We start from the raw sequence: 19,827 nt of genomic DNA, 5'->3' as shown, positions 1-19,827 counted from the left end.
GCGGAGCGCTGGAAGGCGAACGCACTCTGGCGCGTCCGTGCACATACGGATCACCCGGCTCACCCGCCCGTCCGGTCCGTGCGGCTCGCCGCGCCGAACCACCGGTTACCGGACAGCGATTGGATAGCTCGATAGCGAAAGATGTTGGGAAACTACGGCGGATCGCCGAATTCCCGGGGTGCCGTTGTCCCGATGCACGAAAATATTGCCTGCCGCTCAGGCGCGCTGACTGCTGACCGAAACGACCTCACCGGTCAGATACGAGGTGTAGTCACTGGCCAGCATGGCGATGGTGGCGGCGACCTCCCAGGGCTCGGCGGCCCGGCCGAAAGCTTCCCGCTCGGAGAGCCGGTCGAGCAGTTCGGTCGAACTGACTTTGTCCAGAAAAGCGTGCCTGGCGATGCTCGGCGCGACCGCGTTGATCCGCACCCCCAGTTCGGCGGCCTCGACGGCACTGCACCGAGTCAGCGCCATCACACCGGCTTTGGCCGCGGCGTAATGGGCCTGACCGTGTTGCGCGCGCCAGCCGAGCACGCTGGCGTTGTTGACGATCACGCCGCCGTGGCCCGCGGCACGGAAGTAGCCCAGCGCCGCGCGGGTGCAGCGGAAGGTGCCGTTGAGGGTGATGTCGAGGACGCGATCCCACTGCTCGTCGGTCATGTCGACCACCGGGGTCTCGCCGCCGAGTCCGGCGTTGTTGACCATGATGTCGATCCGGCCGATCGCCGCGGCCGCACCCTGAACCAGCGCGTTGACCTGCTCGGTGCTCTGCACGTCGCAGGCGATCGAGGCGACTCTGCGGTCCGGGAACTCGGCCGCGAGTTCGGTGGCCGTCTCGGCCAAACGCCGCTCGTGCCAATCGGAGACGACCACATCCGCGCCCTCGGCGAGCAGCCTGCGCGCGGTGGCCGAGCCGATGCCGGTGCCCGCCGCGGCGGTGATGACGGCGGCACGGCCGGTCAACAGACCGTGCCCGGGGATGGGAGCCGGCGCTACCGATAGCCCGCTCATGACTGCGCCTCGCCGGCGCTCGCCTTGGTCACAGACCTCATGGACGCGCCTCTCGCGGCAGACCGAGCACGCGCTCGGCAATGATGTTGCGCTGCACTTCGTTCGAACCTCCGTAGATGGTGTCGGCGCGGGTGAACAGATACAGCCGCTGCCATTCGTTCAAGTCGTTCTCCTCGGCCACCAGGCCGGCCGGGCCGAGCACGGCCATGGCGAGCTCGCCGAGGCCGCGATGCCAGTTGGCCCACAACAGTTTCGCGACCGAGGCCTGTCCTCCGTCGTCCACGCCCGCGCCCTCCATCGTGCGGATGGCGTGCGCGCGCAGCACCCGCAGGCCGACCCAGGCCCGGTCGATCCGATCGGCGATGAGCGGATCGTCGGCGGCCCCGGTGCGGCGGGCCAGCGCCTCGACGTCGGCCAGCTCCCTGGCGAACCTGATCTGCTGGCCGAGGGTGGAGATGCCGCGCTCGAAGGTCAGGGTGCCCATGGCGATGCGCCAGCCCTCGCCCGGCGCGCCGACCACCAGGTCCGCGGCGGTGCGCGCGTCGTCGAAGAAGACCTCGTTGAACTCCGAGGTGCCGGTGAGTTGGATGATCGGGCGCACGTCGATGCCGGGCTGGCGCATCGGAACCAGCAGGTAGGACAGGCCCTTGTGGCGGACCGAGCCGCGCTCGGTGCGGGCGATCACGAAGCACCAGTCGGCGACGTGGGCCAGCGAGGTCCAGATTTTCTGGCCGTTGATCGACCATTCGTCGCCGTCCAGCCGCGCCGAAGTGGTGATCGCGGCCAGGTCCGAGCCCGCGCCCGGCTCCGAATAGCCCTGGCACCACAGCTCGCCGACGGTGCGGATGCCGGGCAGGAAGCGGTCCTTCTGCGCCTGGGTGCCGAAGGCGAGCACGGTCGGTCCGAGCAGTTCCTCGCCGACGTGCGAAACCCGGGCGGGCGCGTTCGCTTTCGCGTACTCCTCGTGGAAGATCACCTGTTGGCGCACGGTCGCCTCGCGGCCGCCGTACTCCTTCGGCCAGCCCAGACAGGTCCAGCCCGCGGCGGCCAGGTGCCGGTCCCAGGCCAGGCGCTCGTCGAAGGCCTCGTGTTCCCGGCCCGGTCCGCCGAGCCCGCGCAACTCGCGGAATTCGCCGTTCAGGTTCTCCGCCAGCCACTCGCGCACCTCGGCGGCGAATCGCGCGTCCTGCGTCGCGGAAAACCGCCCGCCGGACGCGGCGGTGTCGGATTCTGAGGTCTGGATCGCACCCACGCCGGTAGGATAACCTACCAAGCACTTGCTTTGTAGGGCGCTCGCATAAGTGCCCGACACGGACGTAAGGACCACCGTGACAACCCCTGCTCTGACGACTCCGCTGGCGCTGCGGCATGCCGCGGCCACGTTCGGCACCGCCCCCGCCCTCGCCGACGGCGCGGTCCGGCTGGACTGGACGCAGCTGCTCGCGGCGGTCCAGGAGGTGGCGCGGGCGCTCATCGCGCGCGGCGTGCAGTCCGGTGACCGGGTGGCCATGTGGGCGCCCAACACCCACCACTGGGTCGTCGCGGCGCTGGCCGCCCACTATGTCGGCGCGTCGCTGGTGCCGTTGAACACCCGCTACGTCGCCGACGAGGCCGCCGACGTGCTGCGCCGGGTCGACGCCAGGGCGTTGTTCATCGCGGGCACCTTCCTCGGCCGCGACCGGCTCGCCGAATTGCGCGTGAGCGCACCGGAACTCGATATCGAGACCGTCATCGTCATCCCCGTCGAACCGGGCACCCGGACCAGCGACGAGACCGCGTTCGACTGGTCCGAGCTCGCCGGAGTCGCCGAGAAGGCCACGCCCGCCGAGGCGGAAGAGCGGGCGTCGGCGGTGAGCCCCGAGGACACCGCCGACATCTTGTTCACCTCCGGCACCACCGGCCGCAGCAAGGGCACCGTGGTCGCCCATCGGCAGGCGCTCTCGGTGGTGCGGGCCTGGGCGGAGTGCGCGACATTGCGCCGCGACGACCGGTATCTGGTGGTCAGCCCGTTCTTCCACAACTTCGGTTACAAGGCGGGCATCCTCGCCTGCCTGGTCACCGGGGCCGCGATTATCCCGCAGGCGGTGTTCGACGTGCCCGCCACCATGCGACTGGTGAGCGAGGAGAAGGTGACGGTGCTGCCCGGGCCGCCGACCATCTACCAGACGATTCTCGACTACCCCGACCGCGACAAGTTCGACCTCGGCACGCTGCGGGTGGCCGTCACCGGGGCGGCGACCGTCCCGGTGGTGCTGATCGAGCGGATGCGCGCGGAGCTCGACTTCGACGTCGTCATCACGGCTTACGGACTGTCCGAGGCGGCGGGATTCGGCACCATGTGCCGCGCGGACGACGACGCGGCGACCATCGCGCGCACCTGCGGCCGCCCGATCGCCGACTTCGAACTGCGCCTCGCGCCCAACGGCGAGGTGCTGCTGCGCGGGCCGAACGTGATGCTCGGCTACCTCGACGATCCGGAAGCCACCGCGGAAACCATCGATGCCGACGGCTGGCTGCACACCGGCGACGTCGGCACGCTGGACGAACGCGGATACCTGAAGATCACCGACCGGCTCAAGGACATGTACATCTCCGGCGGGTTCAACGTGTACCCGGCCGAGATCGAGCAGGCGCTCGCGCGGTTGGACGGCATCGCCGAGTCCGCCGTGATCGGCGTGCCGGATACCCGAATGGGTGAGGTGGGCAAGGCTTTCGTGGTCCGCAAGCCGGGCGCGACGCTCACCGAGGACCAGGTGCTCGCCCACGCCACCACCGTGCTGGCCAACTTCAAGGTGCCGCGGTTCATCGAATTCCGCGACCAGCTGCCCTACAGCGCCGCCGGGAAAGTGCTCAAGCGTCAACTACGTGAGGAGATTTCGTAATGTCGGAACCGATCCCGGACGAGGGTGACGTCGTCACGTACGAAGTGCGTGGCCGCACGGCGATCGTCACGCTGAACCGGCCGGACTACCGCAACGCGCAGAACTCGGTGATGACCTACGCCCTCGACGCGGCGTTCGAGCGGGCCGTGGAAGATCCCGAGGTCGGCGTGATCGTGTTGGCGGGCAACGGCAAACACTTCAGCGCCGGGCACGACATCGGCACCCCGGGACGCGATCACCACATCCGCTATCCGAACAAGGCGGCGCTGTGGTGGGACCACGTCGACAAGGTCGGCGGCGATCAGCGCTTCGCGCGTGAGCTCGAGGTGTATCTCGGCATGTGCAGGCGCTGGCGGGAGATCCCCAAGCCGACCATCGCCATGGTGCAGGGCGCCTGCATCGCCGGCGGGCTCATGCTGGCCTGGGTGTGCGATCTGATCATCGCGTCGGACGACGCGTTCTTCTCCGATCCCGTTGTCCGGATGGGCATTCCGGGCGTCGAGTACTTCGCGCACCCGTGGGTGATGGGCCCGCGCGCGGCGAAGGAGTTCCTGTTCACCGGTGATCGGTTCGGTGCGGCGCAGGCCAAGGAATGGGGCATGGTCAACCGGGTCGTGCCGCGTGCCGAGCTCGCGGACGAGACGCTCGCGCTGGCCGAAAAGATCGCCGCCATGCCGCAATTCGGTCTCGCGCTGACCAAGAAGGCGGTGAACCAGGCGGAGGATCTGATGGGTATGCGCACCGGGATGGACTCGGTGTTCGGGCTGCACCACTTCGCGCACGCGCACAACGCGGAGGTCGGCGCCGACTCGCTGGGCGGCATGAACGCCAAAACGATGAAGGCGCAGGCGACCTCGACCGAGAACGGGGCGACGTAGTGGATCTCGATATCGACCAGGCGACCCAGGAATTCCAGACCGAAGTCCGGGAGTTCCTCGCCGCCAACAAGCCCGCCCAACCGCTGCCTTCGATGGACACGCAGGCCGGATTCGAGGCGCACCGGGCCTGGGAGCACACCCTCGCCGACGCTCGCCTCTCGGTGGTCGCCTGGCCCGAGGCCTACGGCGGCCGCGATGCCTCCCTGCTGCAATGGGTGCTGTTCGAGCAGGAGTATTACGCCGCGGGCGCGCCGGGTCGGGTGAGCCAGAACGGCATCTTTCTTTTGGCCCCAACGCTGTTCGAGCACGGAACCCCCGAGCAACTCGACCGGATCATGCCGAGAATGGCACGCGCCGACGACATCTGGGCCCAGGCCTGGTCGGAGCCGGAAGCAGGCAGTGACCTCGCGGGCATCCGTTCCACCGCCCGCCGCACCACCGGCGGCTGGCTGCTGAGTGGCCAGAAGACCTGGAGTTCCCGAGCTGCCTACGCGGACTGGGCCTTCGGCCTGTTCCGCAGCGACCCGGCGGCCGAGCGGCACAAGGGACTGACCTACGTCATGTTCCCGCTGTCCGCGGATGGTGTTTCGGTGCGCCCGATTCCGCAGCTGGACGGTGAGCCCGGCTTCGCCGAGATCTTCCTCGACGAGGTGTTCGTGCCCGACCGCGATGTGATCGGCGAGCCCGGCGAGGGCTGGCGGGTGGCCATGAGCACGTCGAGCAACGAGCGCGGCCTGTCGCTGCGCAGCCCCGGCCGGTTCAGCGCGACGGCCCAGCGGTTGATCGACCTGTGGCTCGACACCGGCGACCCGGCCAACACCGCACAGCGCGACGCCGTGGTGGACGCCTGGATCGGCAGCGAGGCCTACCGGCTGCACACCTTCGGCACGGTCACCCGGCTCAACGAGGGCGGCAAGCTCGGCGCGGAATCATCGATCACCAAGGTGTTCTGGTCGGAGCTCGATATCGCGATGCACGAGACCGCGCTGGAGGTGCTCGGCGCGACCGCCGAGCGATCCGGGCCGTGGACCGACGGCTATCTGTTCGCGCTGTCCGGCCCGATCTACGCGGGCACCAACGAGATTCAGCGCAACATCATCGCCGAGCGGCTGCTCGGACTACCGAGAGGGAGCAGCCGATGAGGTTCGCGCTCAGCCCCGAACAACTGGACTTCGGCACCAGCGTGCGCAAGCTGCTCGACGCGGGCCGCACGCCCGCCGCGGTCCGTAACTGGGCGTCCGGCGATCCGCGCCCCGGCCGCGCGCTGATCGGTCAGCTGGCCGGCGCGGGTGTGCTCGGGCTGGCCATCGACGACGAGCTCGGCGGTGTCGGCGCGGAGCCGATCGATCTGGTGGTGGCGTTCGTCGAACTCGGCCGCGCCGCCGCGCCGGGTCCGCTGGTGGAGACCGCCGCCGCGATACCGGCACTGCTGCAAGCACTTCCGGACAAGAGCCCGGCGCAACGCTGGCTGCCCGGCTTCGCCAAAGGCACCGCGCTGGGCACCATCGCTTTCGCATCGCCGGAGCAGGGCAGGGTGGCGCTGGACGCCGACAGCGCCGAGGTGGTGCTGATCGCCGACGGTGCTCAGGTGCACACCGCGCATCGGACGGGGCTGGTGCGGTCGATCGATCCGGCGCGCCGCCTGTTCAGCGTCGCGGCCGACGAATTGGTCGCCGAGGGCGACGAGGTACCGGACGCCGTCGCCGTCGCGTTCGACACCGGTGCGCTGGCCTGCGCGGCACAGTTGCTCGGTGCGGGCCGCGCGCTGCTGGACGCCGCCACCGGATATGCCAAGCAGCGCAAGCAGTTCGGCAAGCCGATCGGTGAGTTCCAGGCCGTCAAGCAGAAGCTCGCCGATGTGCTGATCGGACTGGATCTTGCCGAACCGCTGCTGCACCGCGCCGCGCTCACCATGGGCGAGGCGACCCGCGGCCGCGACGTCTCGGCCGCCGTGCTCGCCTGTGGCGACGCGGCGCACCAGGCCGCCAGAGCGGCGTTGCAGGTACACGGCGCGATCGGCTACACCGCCGAGTACGACCTGTCGTTGTGGTTGACCAAGGTCACCGCACTCCGTTCCGCCTGGGGCACAACAGATCTGCACCGTGCACGGATCGCCCGCGCGCTGCGCGAGGCGGCCGTGCCGCAGCGAGGGACCGCATGACGAACACCGAACTGCAGGAGTTCACCGCCTCGGTGCGGGCGTTGCTCACCAAGCACGCCGGGTCCGCCGCGGTGCGCGCGGCGATGGACACCGACCTCGGTTACGACCCGGCGCTGTGGCGGCTGCTGTGCGAGCAGATCGGGGTCGCGGCGCTGGCCATCCCCGAGCAACACGGCGGTGTCGGGGCGAGCCTGGTCGAATCCCTGGTGGTGGTAGGCGAACTCGGCCGCGTCCTGGCCGGGGTGCCGATGCTCGGCTCCGCCGTTCTCGGCGTCCAGGCCGTGCTGTTGTCCGGCGACGCGGCGGCGTGCGACCGGCTGCTGCCCGAGGTCGCGGAGGGTACCCGCACGCTCGCGGTGTGCTGCGCAGGCGAAAGCGGTTGGGACGAAACAGGAGTACAGGAGTCCGGCGGAACCCTCACCGGCACCGCTAGCTACGTGCTCGACGGCCATACCGCCGACACCTTGATCGTGCTCGCCTCGACCGGTTTCTTCGAGGTCGCTGCCACTGCGGCCGGGGTCGCACGGCGCGTCGTGCCGACCATGGATCCGACCCGCAAGCTGTCCGAAATCACCTTCACCGCAGCCGAAGCCCACCGCCTCGGTACCGGGGATCCCGCGCCCGCCATCACCCGGCTGCGCGAAATCGCTTGGGCCGCAGTGGCCGCCGAACAGGTCGGTGCGGCCGCCCGCTGCCTGGAGATGACGGTGGAATACACCAAGTCCAGGGTCCAGTTCGGTCGCCCGATCGGCAGCTTCCAGGCCCTCAAGCACCGCATGGCCGACATGTACGTGCTGCTGGAATCGGCCGAGTCCGCCTCGGCGGCAGCCACCCTGGCCGTCTCGGAGAATGCCGCCACCGCCGCCGAAGACGTCTGGGTCGCCCGCCTGCACTGCTCGGACGCGCTGAGCACGATCGTCGCCGAAACCGTGCAGCTCCACGGCGGCATCGCCATCACCTGGGAACACGATGCGCAGCTGTTCTTCAAGCGCGCCCACGGGACCGCCCAGCTCTTCGGCACACCCCGCCGCCCGGTCACTCTTACCTGAACACCCAGGTCACAGCCCCGGTACGGACTGCGTACCGGGGCTGTTCTCTGTCCGTGATCGACTTCACGAGACATATATAGTTAGCTTATGTAATAATATTCTGGTGCAGCAGGCTCAGGTGAACACAGCGGATGACATCGTCGTCGATCTACTCGTTACCGCGGGCAGGCTCACTCGGCTGGCCGGGGTGATCAGCGGCGACGACCTGCCGCGGGCGGTGTTGCGGGCACTGGCGGTGCTCGACGAACACGGCGCCGTGCGGGTCAGTGAATTCGCCAGGATCGACCGCTGTTCGCAGCCGGCGGCAACGACGCTGATCGGCAGGCTGGTCGCGGATGGCTTCGCGACCCGGCGCAAGGACGCGGCGGATTCGCGGGCCGTCGTCGTCGAACTCACCCCGGCCGGACGCAACCGGCTCACCCAGGCGCGACAGGCGTTCGCCGCCGCGCTCACCACGCGGTTGGCCGGTTTCGACACCGAACGCCTGGCCCGCATGGACACCGATCTGAACGAACTGCTGGAGGCCCTGAAAAAGGCTACGTCACAGCACAATCCGACATAGAGGGAACATTGATGAGCACATTGGCTCCCGCCCGCGCCGACGGCGCGGACACCAGTGCGGCCACCGGCCAACCGAAAGCCGTGTGGGCCGTTGCCTTCGCGAGCGTGATCGCGTTCATGGGGATCGGGCTGGTAGACCCCATTCTGAAACCGATCGGCGAGCAACTGCACGCCTCGCCGTCGCAGGTCTCGCTGCTGTTCACCAGCTACATGCTGGTCACCGGCGTGGCCATGCTGATCACGGGCGTGGTGTCCAGCCGATTCGGTGCGAAGAAGACCCTGGTGGCCGGTCTGGCCATCATCATCGCGTTCGCGGCGCTGGCGGGCTTGTCGGACACCGTCACTCAGATCGTCGGCTTCCGAGCAGGCTGGGGTCTGGGCAACGCCCTGTTCATCGCCACCGCGCTGGCCACCATCGTCGGCGCGGCCAGCGGCGGCGTCGCCCGCGCGATCATCCTCTACGAGGCCGCGCTCGGCATCGGCATCGCGACCGGTCCGCTGCTCGGCGGCGTGCTCGGCGGAATCAGCTGGCGTGGACCGTTTTTCGGTGTGTCGGTATTGATGGCCGTCGCGTTGGTCAGCATCGTCGTGCTGCTGCCCGAAGGTCCTAAGCCGACGCATCACACCTCGATCGCCGCTCCCTTCCTCGCGCTTCGGCATCGCGGCCTGCTGACCGTCAGCCTCACCGCGCTGCTCTACAACTTCGGCTTCTTCACCCTGCTGGCCTACACGCCGTTCCCGCTGGACATGGGCACCTATGCGATCGGCTTCATCTTCTGCGGCTGGGGCGTGTTGCTCGCGCTGGCGTCGGTGTTCCTGGCGCCGCGGTTGCAGCGGCGGTTCGGTTCGCTGCCGATGATGGGGCTCGCGCTGGCCCTGTTCGCCGCGGACCTCGCGGTGATGGCGGCGTTCGCCGAGCACAAGCCGGTGCTGATCATCGGAACCGTGCTGGCCGGATTGTTCCTCGGGGTGAACAACACCCTGATCACCGAGGCCGTGATGATCTCCGCGCCGGTCGAGCGTTCGACCGCCTCGGCGGCCTACAGCTTCGTCCGCTTCGCCGGTGGCGCGGCCGCGCCGTATCTCGCGGGCAAGCTCGGCGAGCACAGCATCGCGCTGCCGTTCTGGGTCGGCGCCGCCTGCACCGCGGGCGCGGTGCTCGTCCTGCTGGCCGGGCGCGCGGCGCTAGCGCACATCGACGACCACGATCCGGCGCCGCACAGCGTCGCCGAGGCGCAGGCGATCACCGTCGGCGACTGAGTTCACCGCCCAGCTGCCTGGACCCGGGCACCGGGTTCAGGCAGCTGTCGCGTTCGCCGATCGTGCTCGCTCACACGCTTGCTCAGGCCCGCAGCGGGAGTACCGTCGGATGCTATGGGCGATGCGCAGCGAGGCCGGGTCAAGATCGAAACCAGCCAGAAGCGAGTGCGGGTATTTCTCGGCGGCCACCTGGTGGCCGACACTGCCCGGCCGGTCCTGGTGTGGGAGGGCCCGCACTATCCGACCTACTACATCCCGGTCGCGGATCTGCACGTAAAGCTCGAGCCGACCGGTAAGTCCCACCACTCCCCCAGCCGCGGCGACGCGACCGAATACGACGTGGTCGTGGACGGCACCACCGCCACTGCGGCCGCCCTGCGCTACCACGATTCACCGCTGCCCGAACTGAACGAGCTGGTGCGGCTCGAGTGGAACAAGATGGACGACTGGTTCGAGGAAGACGAGCCGGTCTACGTCCACCCCCGCGACCCCTACTCCCGCGTCGACATCCTCGCCAGCTCCCGGCACGTGCGCGTGGAGATCGACGGCGTCACCGTCGCCGACTCGCACTCCCCGCGAATCCTCTTCGAAACCGGCCTTCCCGCAAGGTATTACCTGCCGATGACCGATGTCCGAATGGATCTACTGCACCCGTCGGACACGCACACCAGCTGCCCCTACAAGGGCACCGCCGACTACTGGACCGTCCGCGTCGGAGACAAGGAATACCAGGACTACGTGTGGGGATACCGCACGCCGCTACCCGAGAGCCAGAAGGTCGCGGGCCTGGTCTGCTTCTACAACGAGAAGGTCGACACGTATGTCGACGGGGAACTCCAGGAACGCCCGCACTCGCCGTTCAGCTGAGTCGGTCAGCGGTAGCCGGTCAGGCCGTCCGCCGGCTTTGCCCGCACAGACACAAAGGCCCACAGTCACTTCAACTGTGCGCCTGTGGAAAAATGTCGGCGAGCACTTCGGCCATGCTGGAGGTCTTCTCGCCGGCAGCGAGGCGTGCGGCGGTCTCCCGCGCCAGCATTTCGTCTTCGGCGTCGTTGGCCGCTTCCACTACCGACAGGGGAACCAGCGCGGTGGCAGGGGTGCCATCACGAAGAATGATCACCTGCTCACCGGCCTCGGTAGCGTCGAGGTATTTCGCCAGGTTGGTGCGTAGTTCCCGGGTACTGATCTCGCTCACGTCCCGAATGTACACACCATCGTGTACACGACGGCGATTCCGTGTGCGGGAAATCAGGAGGTGCGGGGCATCAGACTGCGACGAGCGGGGGCTGGTCTTCGGCGCGGCGGTATTGGCCTGGGGCGAGGCCGTATTCGCGCTTGAAGGCCTTGGCGAAGGCGAATTCGGAGGTGTAGCCGACCTTTCGGGCCACCGTGCCCAGGGGGGCGTCGGTGTCGCGGAGCAGGCGGGCGGCGGTGAGCATGCGCCAGCGGGTGACGTATGCGAGGGGTGGTTCGCCGACGATGGCGGTGAAGCGTCGCGCCAGCGTGGCGCGGGAGACGCCGGCGACGCCGCTGAGATCAGGGACGGTCCAGGACCGGGCGGGCTCCTCGTGCACGGCACGCAGGGCTGCCGCTACCGCCGGGTCGGCGAAAGCGCCTGCCCAGCCGGTGGATTGAGCGTTGGACTGCTCGTCCAGCCAGGCGCGCAGGATGAAGAGCAGCAGCGTTTCGAGTAGTGCCGGAACGGCGGCGTCGCTGCCGGGGCGGGGTTCGGCGATCTCGGCGGCGAGCAGGTCGACGGCGCCGCGCAGGGCCGGATGCCGGCCGGGGCGGGCGGGCAGATGGATGAACTCGGGCAGTTCGTCGAGCAGCGGGTGGCTGCGTTTCTTGCCGAGTTCGTATGCGCCGCAGAGCAATGCCGCGCGCACGCCGGGACCGGTGAGCTCCCTCGGCTCGCCTACCTGCGCCAGCTCGGTGACCGGGCTGTCGAGGCTGTCCACCAGGTCGTGGTCGGCACCGCGGGGCATGAACACGACGTCACCGACACCGAGGGCCAGCGGTGCGCCGGTCGGTGGTACCAGCCAGCAGGAACCTTGCAGCACCACATGGAAACCGGCACCCGGCACCACGGGGTAGCGGCGGCCCCACGGGGCGTGCCGGATGAACAGCCCGGAGGTCGGGCTGCCGGTGCGGATGGCCGCGATGGTTTCGCTGAGTATGTCCACCTGAACACCATAGCGCTTCCGTGGTGAGCGTTTGAGATATATCAGCGAGCAATACGACCATTGGTTTACTCACCGCTGGACCATAAGTTTGTGTCATGACATCGACGAGCAGCACCAAGACCATCGCCGTTTACGGCGCCACCGGCATCACCGGCGGCTACGTCCTCACCGAGCTGCGCAGGCGCGGCTTCACCCCGATCCTGGTGGGCCGCAACGCGGCTCGGATCCAGGCCGCCGCGGCGGCCGCCGACCTGCCGGACGCGCAGATCCGGGTCGCCGATCTCACCGACCACGATGCGCTGGTGACCGCGTTCACCGGGGCCGACGTGGTGATCAGCAGCCTGCCCGCCTACGTGACCCACGGACCCGCGGTGCTGGCGGCGGCGATCGACGCCGGGGCGCACTACACCGATATGTCCGGCGAGCAGCTGTTCCTGAAGCAGGTGTTCGACGAGTTCGGGCCGCGGGCCGAAGCAGCCGGGGTGACTCTGGTCTCCGGCATCACCGACAGCAATCTGCCCGGCGACCTGCTCGGCTACCTGACCACCCGCCGAGTGGCCGGCCCGGCCGAGGTGGTGCTCAGCCATCTGAGCAAGGGCCGCGGCAACGGCTCCAAGGGCAGCGCGAAGACGGTGTTCGCCAGCCTCGACTGGTTCCGCAGCGGCGGCTGGAACTACGCGGACGGCGAATTGCGCACCGGCGCAACGGCTCGGCACGGCGAGATGACCTTCCCTGGCGACGCGGCGCCGACCGCCGTCGCGAAATTCCCGCAGCCGCCGGTACTTACGATCCCGCGCCATTCGGACGTCTCCTACGTCGAGGGCGTGCTCGCCACCTCGATCCTGGACACGCTGAGCGGGTTCACCGAGGAGGTCATCGACACGCTGCCCGATGCACCGAGCGCGAATCTGCGCTACGACCTGGTGGTCGACGCGTTCGGCACGGACGGTCGCACGGTCCGCGGTGTCGTGAGTGGTGTGCACTCGTATCGTGATTCGGCGCTGATGGCGGTGGAGGTCGCCGTACGGCTGGCCGACGGCACCGCGAAGCCGGGAGCGCTCGCGGTGGCCGAGGCCTTCGATGCCGCCGAATTCCTCGACACCCTCGCGCCTTTCGGCATCACCTGGCGCATCGAGGAGCGCTGAGCCCGCTGTTCGGAAAGGCGCTGCAAGGGCGCCGTCCGGCGCCACCGGCCGAAGATCAGGCATAGTCGAACGATGACCGACAACCGACCCGCACTCGCCGAAGCCCTCGATCTGGCACCGCACCCGGAGGGTGGCTGGTTCCGCGAAACTTGGCGCAGCGCCGTGGAATTCGAGCCGAAGGGCTACGAGGGCGCACGCGCCAGCGCCACCGCGATCCACTTCCTGCTGATGCCGGGTGAGCAGTCGGCGCCGCACACGGTCCGCTCGGACGAGCTGTGGCTCTGGCATCGCGGCGGACCGCTGGTGCTGAATATCGGCGGTGAGGAGGTCGTGCTCGGGCCCGATGTCGAGCACGGTCAGGTGCTACAGGCGGTGGTGCCGGGTGGGGTCAGCCAAGCCGCCCGACCGGCCGGCGACGAATACGTGCTGGTGAGCTGCTTCGTTTCCCCCGGGTTCGACTTCGCCGACTTCCAGATGGACTGAAGGCCGGACGAGTTCGGCGACGCCGAGCACACGTCGGTGCCGCCGGACGCGGCGTGACCCGCACGAAATCTGCGACTAGTCGGGAACTGGGACGACACCCTCGTCCACAGCCCACTTGATGGTCTTCTCCAGCTGAGGGCACGAGTCGGGCCGACCCGGACCATGCCCCTTCTTGCTGAGCTCCGCGAAAACCGGGCAGTGCGTCTGCGGCGGCTCGGTCCACTGCACCGAGGTCTGGTGCGAACTGCTCTTGCGCACCAGCACCTGACTCTGGCAGGCCTGACACCGCAGCGGTGTCAGGCCCTGCTCCAGATACCGTTCCTTGTCGACCACGGTCTGGGCGCGCACTTCGGCCTGCCGCGCAGGCTGGTCGGCAAAGTCGGGTGCTTTCGCCCAGGTAACCATCAGACTCCGGCCTCCGCTTGGTCGGTGGCGGCCTCGTCGGCCTCCCGCTTACGCCGCAGGTTCTCGGCGACTTCCGCCTCCCACACCTCGTTCGCCTTGGTCGTGTCCACCTCGAACTCGAAGCGCTGGGTCATCTTCTCGGTGACGTCGGCCAGGTCGACGTAGAACTGGTCGTACCAGCGACGCAGCTGGTAGACCGGGCCGTCTTCCTCGCACAGCAGCGGATTCTCGACCTTGGACTTGTGCTTCCAGATCTCGACGTCCTGCAGGAAGCCGACGCTGATGCCCTCGGTCATCTTGGCGGCCAGCTTGTCCGCCATCTCGCCGTCGACGCCCTGCGGCTTCTCCAGCGTGATGCCCCACTGGAGCACGAAGGAATCCTGGGTCACCGGGTAGTGGCAGTTGATCAGGACGCTCTTGACCTCGTACCCGCTGTAGATGTTGACCAGCGGATTGATCATGTAGGACGGCCCGAAGTAGGACGCCTCCGAGCTCAGCGTGGTGTCGCCGCCGTACTTGGACGCCATCCCGATGTCCGGCCTGCCCTTGGTCTCCAGGAACTGAGTGGCGATATGCCCCTCGAAGACGTTCTTGAAGTAGGTCGGGAAGGCGAAGTGGATGTAGAAGAAGTGCGCCATGTCGACCACGTTGTCGATGATCTCGCGGCAGTTCGCGCCCTCGATCAGCATGGAGTTCCAGGTCCAGTCGGTCCAGCCGTTGTCGAGCTGCTCGCTCGGGTTGCCGTCCGCGTCGGTGTAAGGCCCCTTGATGTGCGGAATGGTCACCTCCGGCGGGGGTTGACTGCCCTCGACGTCGTGCCAGACGAACAGCTGACCGTTGCGCTCGAGCGTGGTCCACTTCCGGGTCCGCGCCAGCGGCGGCACCCGCCGGCCATAGGGAATCGCGGTGCATTTACCGCTCGTGCCGGACCAGCGCCAGTCGTGGAACGGGCAGGCGATGTCGTCACCCTTGACCTCACCCATACTGAGATCGCCACCCATGTGCCTGCAGTAGGCGTCGAGTACGCGCAGCTCGTCGTTGCTATCGGCCCAGATCACGAGTTTGGTGCCGAACACATTCACCGCGTGCGGCTTGCCGTCGCGGAACGACTTGGCCAGACCGAGGCAATGCCATCCCCTCGCATAGCGGGTGGGTACGGTGCCGACATCTAGCTCCCGGACCTTCGCACCGCTCCCCTGTGGGGTAACTGCCATCGCGAATCCTCCTCCTTCTGTACTAGAACACGTTACAAAAATGTCGCGTTCCACGCCAGCGATTCACGCCACTTCCTGCACATGTCCGTCTATGGCCACAGATAGACACCCGTTCTCGACAGAAATAGGAACCTGTTCTAGTCTCAGAGGCAAATGACTACCGGTTATCCAATTGACCAGGCAGGAGCAGGTCCCGAGATGACGCAAGAAGTGACCGAACGGGTCGACGCGCTGTTGCCGATGCTGCGCGAGCGCGCGCAGGAGGCCGAGGACCTGCGGCGCATCCCCGACGAAACCATGAAGGCCCTGCAGGAGACCGGATTCTTCCGGCTCCTACAGCCCAAGCAGTGGGGCGGCCACGCGGGTGACCCGGTCGTTTTCTACGACACCGTGCGCAAGCTGGCCAGTGCCTGCGGGTCCACCGGCTGGGTGGCGGGCATTGTCGGCGTACACAATTGGCACCTGGCGTTGTTCGCGCAGCAGGCACAGGAAGACGTCTGGGGCGAGGACACCGAGGTGCGGATCTCCTCGTCCTACGCGCCGATGGGCGCGGGCACGGTGGTCGAGGGCGGCTACCTCGTCAACGGATCCTGGGCCTGGTCCTCGGGTTGCGACCACGCCACCTGGGCGGTGCTCGGCGGTCCGGTGATCAAGGACGGCAAGCCGGTCGACTTCGGCAGCTTCCTCATTCCGCGCGACGACTACCGCATCGACGACGTCTGGAACGTCGTCGGCCTGCGCGGGACCGGGTCCAATACCGTTGCGGTGAAAGACGTTTTCGTGCCGTCGCACCGGTTCCTGAGCTTCCGCAAGATGAGTGAGCAGAAGTCACCCGGGCTCGAGCAGAACACCGATCCGGTCTACAAGATGCCCTGGGGCACAATCCATCCCACCACCATCGCGACACCCATCGTCGGCATGGCCTACGGCGCGTACGCGGCGCACGTCGAACATCAGGGCAAGCGGGTACGCGCGGCCTACGCGGGCGAGAAGGCGAAGGACGATCCGTTCGCCAAGGTGCGCATCGCCGAGGCGTCCAGCGATATCGACGCTGGCTGGCGTCAGCTGTCGGGCAATGTCGCCGAGGAATACGCATTGCTGGCCGCAGGCAAGGAGATCCCGTTCGACCTGCGGGTGCGGGCCCGGCGCGATCAGGTGCGCGCCACCGGACGTTCGATCGCCGCCATCGACAAGCTGTTCGAGAGCTCCGGCGCCACCGCACTGGCGAACGGGACACCGCTGCAACGCTTCTGGCGCGACGCCCACGCCGGACGGGTGCACGCGGCGAACGATCCCGAACGGGCATACCAGATGTACGGTCAGCACGAGTTCGGGCTGCCCGTCACCGACGCGATGGTGTAGGAGCTGCTGTGAGTGAGCGTCAGCGAATGAACCGAAACTACAGCGCCCTGGAAGGCACGGCGGAGCCGAGCGTCAGCGAGGTGGAGCTGTGACTTCTACGGTGGAGATCACCGCCGAATCGACCTCCCGCTACGCGCAGGTGCGCCCGGATCTGCGGCTGCACTACCACGAGGCAGGGGTCGGCAACGGGCCGACGATCGTGCTGCTGCACGGCGGCGGGCCCGGCGCGTCCTCCTGGTCGAACTTCGGCCGCAATATCCCGGTGCTGGCGCAGAACTTTCACGTGCTCGCCGTGGACCAGCCCGGCTACGGACAGTCGGACAAGCCGACCGAGCACCCGCAGTACTTCGTGCACAGTGCCTCGGCACTGCACGACCTGCTCGAGCACCTGGAGATCAGCGGGCGGGTGCACCTGCTCGGCAATTCGCTCGGCGGCGGCGCGGCCGTGCGGTTCGCGCTGGACTACCCGGATCGGGCCGGGAAGCTGGTGCTGATGGGTCCGGGCGGGTTGAGCACCAACCTGTTCGCGCCCGACCCGACCGAGGGCGTGAAGCTGCTCGGCAAGTTCAACTACCAGCCGACCAGGGAAAACCTGGAGGCGTTCCTGCGGATCATGGTCTTCGATCAGTCGCTGATCACCGACGAGCTGATCGATGAGCGGTTCGCCGCGGCCAGCACGCCGGAGTCGCTCGCCGCGGCGCGGGCGATGGGGAAGTCCTTCGCCAGTGCGGATTTCGAGAAAGGCATGCTCTGGCGCGACGCCTATAAACTGCGTCAGCCGGTGCTGTTGATCTGGGGGCGGGAAGATCGGGTCAACCCGCTCGACGGCGCACTGGTGGCGACCAAGCTGATCCCGCGCGCACAATTGCATGTGTTCGGTGGCTGCGGGCACTGGGCACAGCTGGAGAAGTTCCACGAATTCAACAGGCTGGCAAGCGATTTCCTTGCCGGCGCCAAGGAGAAGTGATGGGGATTCGATCACTGGCGTATCTGCGCGTCGAGGCGACCGACATGGCCGCCTGGCGCGAGTACGGGCTCAAGGTGCTCGGCATGATCGAGGGCAAGGGCGGGAACCCGGACGCGCTGTATCTGCGGATGGACGAATTCCCGGCCCGGCTGGTGATCTCGCCCGGCGACAAGGACCAGTTGCAGATCTCGGGCTGGGAGACCGCCAATGCCCAAGAGCTGCAGGACATCCGGAGCCGACTGGAAGCCGCCGGCGTGCCCTACAAGGAGGGCACCGCCGCGGAACTGGCCGATCGGCGGGTGCACGAGCTGATCCGTTTCGACGACCCCTCCGGCAACACCCTGGAGGCGTTTCACGGTGCGGCACTGGAACATCGGCGGGTGGTGAGCCCGTACGGGCATCGCTTCGTCACCGAGGAGCAGGGGCTCGGCCACGTCGTGCTCAGCACCGAGGACGACCAGGCCGCGCTGGAGTTCTACCGCGACGTGCTCGGCTTCCGGCTGCGTGACTCGATGCGGCTGCCGCCGCAGATGGTCGGGCGCCCGGCCGACGGTGAACCCGCCTGGCTGCGCTTCTTCGGCTGCAACCCGCGGCATCACTCGCTGGCGTTCCTGCCCATGCCGACCCCGAGCGGCATCGTGCATCTGATGCTCGAGGTGGAGGCGGCCGACGATGTCGGGCTGTGCCTGGATCGCGCACTGCGCAAGAAGGTTCCGATGTCGGCGACGCTCGGCAGGCATGTCAACGACAAGATGCTCTCCTTCTACATGAAGACGCCGGGCGGGTTCGATGTCGAATTCGGCTGCGAGGGGCTCGAAGTCGACGACAATGATTGGATTGCCCGCGAGTCGACCGCCGTGAGCCTGTGGGGTCACGACTTCAGCGTCGGGCAGCGCCAGCAGTGAATGCCCCGGGGACGGCAGACGGCGAAGCCGGCGGGGTGGGTGAGCAGGGAGCGAGCGAAGCGATGACCCACCCCGAGATCGATGCGCGGGCCTTTCGTAACGTGCTCGGCCAGTTCTGTACCGGCATCACCGTCATCACCACCTTCGATGATGCCGAGGCGCCGGTCGGTTTCGCCTGCCAGTCCTTCGCCGCCCTCTCCCTCGACCCACCCCTGATCCTGTTCTGCCCCACCAAGACCTCGCGCTCGTGGGCGGCCATCGAACAATCCGGCCGCTTCTGCGTGAACGTCCTCGCCGAGGAACAACGAGAACTCTGCGCCCGCTTCGGTTCCCGCGAACCCGACAAATTCGCAGGCGCTCCCTGGCACACCTCCCCCCTCACCCTCCCCGTCCTCGACGATGCCCTCGCCACCATCGAATGCACGGTGGACAGCGTCGTAGACGGCGGCGACCACTACATAGTCATCGGCCGCGTCCAAGCCCTCACCGAATCCACCACCACCGGCCGCCCCCTCCTCTTCTACCGCGGCCAATACACCGCCATAGAACCCGACAAAACCACCCCCGCCCCCTGGCGCGCCGACCTCGACCACTTCCTCACCACCACCACCCTCGACACCTGGCTGTAGCTCAACGCGCTACACGTGGCTACACTTGCACCATGAAGGTGATCACGCAGCGGGAATTCCGCAACAACTCTGCGGCGGTCATGGATGCTGTCGAAGCCGGCGAGACGTTTCGGGTCACCCGCAACGGTGTCGAAGTCGCAGAACTGCGACCGGTCCAGCGACGGCGACGTTTGACCGCCGAGGAGCTCGTCGAGCGGCATCGCCGATTGCCTCGGGTGGACTACGCGCAGATGCGCCAGGAAGCAGACGAATTCTTCGGGACCGAAGACCGTATCGGGGACGACGACGTGTGGGGGACACATCCATGAGTGACGATCGCAGGACTTCGGGCGTGCTGGATACCTGCACGTACATCGATTTGGACACTCTCGATCCGGATTGCCTGCCGAAGCTGCCTGAGATCACTGCGATCACGTTGGCCGAACTACATCAAGGCGTCGCGATGGCCAAAGATCCCGTCACCCGCGCGGCACGGGCGGAGCGGTTGGGCGCCGCCATCGTGGAGTTCGATCCGCTGCCATTCGATGAAGACGCAGCGACACGATACGGAACGCTGGTCGCACTCACCCTCGCCGCGAAGCGTGACCCTCGCCCGCGCCGGATGGATCTGCTCATCGCCGCCGTCGCGTCTTCGCGGAGTCTGGCGCTCTACACCCGCAACAGCGAGGACTTCCGTGGCCTGGAAAGCATGGTCGAAATCATCGCTGTCTAACGCTTTCAGCTACTGATTCG

At 67.7% G+C, this 19,827-nt stretch carries 22 protein-coding genes; 16 read left to right on the top strand and 6 right to left on the bottom strand.

Going from position 1 to position 19,827, the window contains the following annotated elements; translation table 11 throughout:
• Positions 1-216: 216 nt before the first annotated feature.
• Together IBX18_RS11995 and IBX18_RS11990 are read right to left on the bottom strand one after the other, a co-directional pair.
• Positions 217-1,011, bottom strand: a complete 795-nt coding sequence (locus IBX18_RS11995; RefSeq protein ID WP_194833831.1) for an SDR family oxidoreductase — start codon at positions 1,009-1,011, stop codon at positions 217-219.
• Between the two features lie 37 nt (positions 1,012-1,048).
• Positions 1,049-2,254: an acyl-CoA dehydrogenase family protein gene (locus IBX18_RS11990; RefSeq protein WP_373889190.1), complete on the bottom strand. Its 1,206-nt coding sequence runs from the start codon at positions 2,252-2,254 to the stop codon at positions 1,049-1,051.
• An 85-nt stretch (positions 2,255-2,339) separates the two neighbouring features.
• Between IBX18_RS11990 and IBX18_RS11985 the strand changes: the two genes are divergently transcribed.
• From IBX18_RS11985 to IBX18_RS11950, 8 genes are all read left to right on the top strand, one after another.
• Positions 2,340-3,893: a FadD3 family acyl-CoA ligase gene (locus tag IBX18_RS11985; protein ID WP_194833829.1), complete on the top strand. Its 1,554-nt coding sequence runs from the start codon at positions 2,340-2,342 to the stop codon at positions 3,891-3,893.
• Positions 3,893-4,771 carry an enoyl-CoA hydratase gene (locus IBX18_RS11980; RefSeq protein WP_194833828.1) on the top strand — a complete coding sequence of 293 codons (879 nt, stop codon included), beginning with the start codon at positions 3,893-3,895 and terminating at the stop codon, positions 4,769-4,771. The genes IBX18_RS11985 and IBX18_RS11980 overlap by 1 nt, the downstream gene beginning before the upstream one ends.
• Positions 4,771-5,913, top strand: a complete 1,143-nt coding sequence (locus tag IBX18_RS11975; RefSeq protein WP_194833827.1) for an acyl-CoA dehydrogenase family protein — start codon at positions 4,771-4,773, stop codon at positions 5,911-5,913. Before IBX18_RS11980 ends, IBX18_RS11975 begins: the two co-directional genes overlap by 1 nt.
• Positions 5,910-6,932, top strand: a complete 1,023-nt coding sequence (locus IBX18_RS11970; RefSeq protein ID WP_194833826.1) for an acyl-CoA dehydrogenase family protein — start codon at positions 5,910-5,912, stop codon at positions 6,930-6,932. Before IBX18_RS11975 ends, IBX18_RS11970 begins: the two co-directional genes overlap by 4 nt.
• Entirely contained in the window at positions 6,929-7,981 is a 1,053-nt protein-coding gene (locus IBX18_RS11965; RefSeq protein WP_194833825.1) for an acyl-CoA dehydrogenase family protein, read from the top strand. Before IBX18_RS11970 ends, IBX18_RS11965 begins: the two co-directional genes overlap by 4 nt.
• A 118-nt stretch (positions 7,982-8,099) precedes the next feature.
• The gene (locus IBX18_RS11960) at positions 8,100-8,543 is read left to right on the top strand and encodes a MarR family transcriptional regulator (protein ID WP_306796238.1); all 444 of its coding nucleotides are present in this window, start codon (positions 8,100-8,102) and stop codon (positions 8,541-8,543) included.
• 11 nt (positions 8,544-8,554) lie between these two features.
• Positions 8,555-9,802, top strand: a complete 1,248-nt coding sequence (locus IBX18_RS11955) for an MFS transporter (protein ID WP_194833823.1) — start codon at positions 8,555-8,557, stop codon at positions 9,800-9,802.
• Between the two features lie 114 nt (positions 9,803-9,916).
• A complete protein-coding gene (locus IBX18_RS11950; RefSeq protein WP_194833822.1) occupies positions 9,917-10,669 on the top strand; it encodes a DUF427 domain-containing protein in 753 nt (250 codons plus the stop codon).
• Positions 10,670-10,739: 70 nt separating this feature from the next.
• Here IBX18_RS11950 and IBX18_RS11945 read toward each other — a convergent pair whose 3' ends face one another.
• Positions 10,740-10,997 carry a type II toxin-antitoxin system Phd/YefM family antitoxin gene (locus IBX18_RS11945; protein WP_194833821.1) on the bottom strand — a complete coding sequence of 86 codons (258 nt, stop codon included), beginning with the start codon at positions 10,995-10,997 and terminating at the stop codon, positions 10,740-10,742.
• Between the two features lie 70 nt (positions 10,998-11,067).
• Positions 11,068-11,985, bottom strand: coding sequence for an AraC family transcriptional regulator (locus IBX18_RS11940; RefSeq protein WP_194833820.1), 918 nt, complete (start codon positions 11,983-11,985; stop codon positions 11,068-11,070).
• Positions 11,986-12,080: 95 nt separating this feature from the next.
• Between IBX18_RS11940 and IBX18_RS11935 the strand changes: the two genes are divergently transcribed.
• Together IBX18_RS11935 and IBX18_RS11930 are read left to right on the top strand one after the other, a co-directional pair.
• Positions 12,081-13,130: a saccharopine dehydrogenase NADP-binding domain-containing protein gene (locus IBX18_RS11935; protein ID WP_194833819.1), complete on the top strand. Its 1,050-nt coding sequence runs from the start codon at positions 12,081-12,083 to the stop codon at positions 13,128-13,130.
• Positions 13,131-13,202: 72 nt separating this feature from the next.
• Positions 13,203-13,613 (top strand): cupin domain-containing protein, encoded by a 411-nt coding sequence (locus IBX18_RS11930; RefSeq protein WP_147141182.1) that lies wholly within the window; start codon positions 13,203-13,205, stop codon positions 13,611-13,613.
• A 75-nt stretch (positions 13,614-13,688) separates the two neighbouring features.
• On the opposite strand, the gene IBX18_RS11925 is transcribed toward IBX18_RS11930, so the two are convergent.
• Both IBX18_RS11925 and IBX18_RS11920 read right to left on the bottom strand, forming a co-directional pair.
• On the bottom strand, positions 13,689-14,018 hold the full coding sequence (locus IBX18_RS11925; RefSeq protein ID WP_147141181.1) for a hypothetical protein: 330 nt from the start codon (positions 14,016-14,018) through the stop codon (positions 13,689-13,691).
• Complete coding sequence (locus IBX18_RS11920; RefSeq protein ID WP_194833818.1) at positions 14,018-15,232, bottom strand: Rieske 2Fe-2S domain-containing protein; 1,215 nt, start codon at positions 15,230-15,232, stop codon at positions 14,018-14,020. The genes IBX18_RS11925 and IBX18_RS11920 overlap by 1 nt, the downstream gene beginning before the upstream one ends.
• Positions 15,233-15,430: 198 nt before the next feature.
• Between IBX18_RS11920 and hsaA the strand changes: the two genes are divergently transcribed.
• The 6 genes from hsaA (at position 15,431) to IBX18_RS11890 (ending at position 19,807) form a co-directional block, all read left to right on the top strand.
• Complete coding sequence (hsaA, locus tag IBX18_RS11915; RefSeq protein ID WP_373889182.1) at positions 15,431-16,594, top strand: 3-hydroxy-9,10-secoandrosta-1,3,5(10)-triene-9,17-dione monooxygenase oxygenase subunit; 1,164 nt, start codon at positions 15,431-15,433, stop codon at positions 16,592-16,594.
• Between the two features lie 88 nt (positions 16,595-16,682).
• Positions 16,683-17,561, top strand: a complete 879-nt coding sequence (gene hsaD / locus IBX18_RS11910) for a 4,5:9,10-diseco-3-hydroxy-5,9,17-trioxoandrosta-1(10),2-diene-4-oate hydrolase (protein ID WP_194833816.1) — start codon at positions 16,683-16,685, stop codon at positions 17,559-17,561.
• Complete coding sequence (gene hsaC / locus IBX18_RS11905; RefSeq protein WP_194833815.1) at positions 17,561-18,466, top strand: iron-dependent extradiol dioxygenase HsaC; 906 nt, start codon at positions 17,561-17,563, stop codon at positions 18,464-18,466. The genes hsaD and hsaC overlap by 1 nt, the downstream gene beginning before the upstream one ends.
• 62 nt (positions 18,467-18,528) lie before the next feature.
• Positions 18,529-19,095, top strand: a complete 567-nt coding sequence (gene hsaB / locus IBX18_RS11900) for a 3-hydroxy-9,10-secoandrosta-1,3,5(10)-triene-9,17-dione monooxygenase reductase subunit (protein WP_147141170.1) — start codon at positions 18,529-18,531, stop codon at positions 19,093-19,095.
• A 32-nt stretch (positions 19,096-19,127) separates the two neighbouring features.
• Entirely contained in the window at positions 19,128-19,403 is a 276-nt protein-coding gene (locus tag IBX18_RS11895) for a type II toxin-antitoxin system Phd/YefM family antitoxin (RefSeq protein WP_194833814.1), read from the top strand.
• The gene (locus IBX18_RS11890; RefSeq protein WP_194833813.1) at positions 19,400-19,807 is read left to right on the top strand and encodes a type II toxin-antitoxin system VapC family toxin; all 408 of its coding nucleotides are present in this window, start codon (positions 19,400-19,402) and stop codon (positions 19,805-19,807) included. Before IBX18_RS11895 ends, IBX18_RS11890 begins: the two co-directional genes overlap by 4 nt.
• Positions 19,808-19,827 lie beyond the last annotated feature (20 nt).

Origin of the sequence: Nocardia sp. XZ_19_369, assembly GCF_015355715.1 — a bacterium.
GTDB lineage: Bacteria > Actinomycetota > Actinomycetes > Mycobacteriales > Mycobacteriaceae > Nocardia.
This window is presented reverse-complemented; position numbering and strand designations above follow the sequence as displayed.

What these genes read in the sequence shown, in the direction of transcription:
- IBX18_RS11890 (WP_194833813.1), top strand. Translation starts at nt 19,400, where the DNA reads ATGAGTGACGATCGCAGGACTTCGGGCGTGCTGGATACCTGCACGTAC.
- IBX18_RS11925 (WP_147141181.1), bottom strand. Translation starts at nt 14,018, where the DNA reads ATGGTTACCTGGGCGAAAGCACCCGACTTTGCCGACCAGCCTGCGCGG.
- IBX18_RS11955 (WP_194833823.1), top strand. Translation starts at nt 8,555, where the DNA reads ATGAGCACATTGGCTCCCGCCCGCGCCGACGGCGCGGACACCAGTGCG.
- IBX18_RS11930 (WP_147141182.1), top strand. Translation starts at nt 13,203, where the DNA reads ATGACCGACAACCGACCCGCACTCGCCGAAGCCCTCGATCTGGCACCG.
- IBX18_RS11950 (WP_194833822.1), top strand. Translation starts at nt 9,917, where the DNA reads ATGGGCGATGCGCAGCGAGGCCGGGTCAAGATCGAAACCAGCCAGAAG.
- IBX18_RS11980 (WP_194833828.1), top strand. Translation starts at nt 3,893, where the DNA reads ATGTCGGAACCGATCCCGGACGAGGGTGACGTCGTCACGTACGAAGTG.
- IBX18_RS11895 (WP_194833814.1), top strand. Translation starts at nt 19,128, where the DNA reads ATGAAGGTGATCACGCAGCGGGAATTCCGCAACAACTCTGCGGCGGTC.
- IBX18_RS11965 (WP_194833825.1), top strand. Translation starts at nt 6,929, where the DNA reads ATGACGAACACCGAACTGCAGGAGTTCACCGCCTCGGTGCGGGCGTTG.
- hsaA (WP_373889182.1), top strand. Translation starts at nt 15,431, where the DNA reads ATGACGCAAGAAGTGACCGAACGGGTCGACGCGCTGTTGCCGATGCTG.
- IBX18_RS11935 (WP_194833819.1), top strand. Translation starts at nt 12,081, where the DNA reads ATGACATCGACGAGCAGCACCAAGACCATCGCCGTTTACGGCGCCACC.
- hsaB (WP_147141170.1), top strand. Translation starts at nt 18,529, where the DNA reads ATGACCCACCCCGAGATCGATGCGCGGGCCTTTCGTAACGTGCTCGGC.
- IBX18_RS11920 (WP_194833818.1), bottom strand. Translation starts at nt 15,232, where the DNA reads ATGGCAGTTACCCCACAGGGGAGCGGTGCGAAGGTCCGGGAGCTAGAT.
- IBX18_RS11995 (WP_194833831.1), bottom strand. Translation starts at nt 1,011, where the DNA reads ATGAGCGGGCTATCGGTAGCGCCGGCTCCCATCCCCGGGCACGGTCTG.
- hsaC (WP_194833815.1), top strand. Translation starts at nt 17,561, where the DNA reads ATGGGGATTCGATCACTGGCGTATCTGCGCGTCGAGGCGACCGACATG.
- IBX18_RS11970 (WP_194833826.1), top strand. Translation starts at nt 5,910, where the DNA reads ATGAGGTTCGCGCTCAGCCCCGAACAACTGGACTTCGGCACCAGCGTG.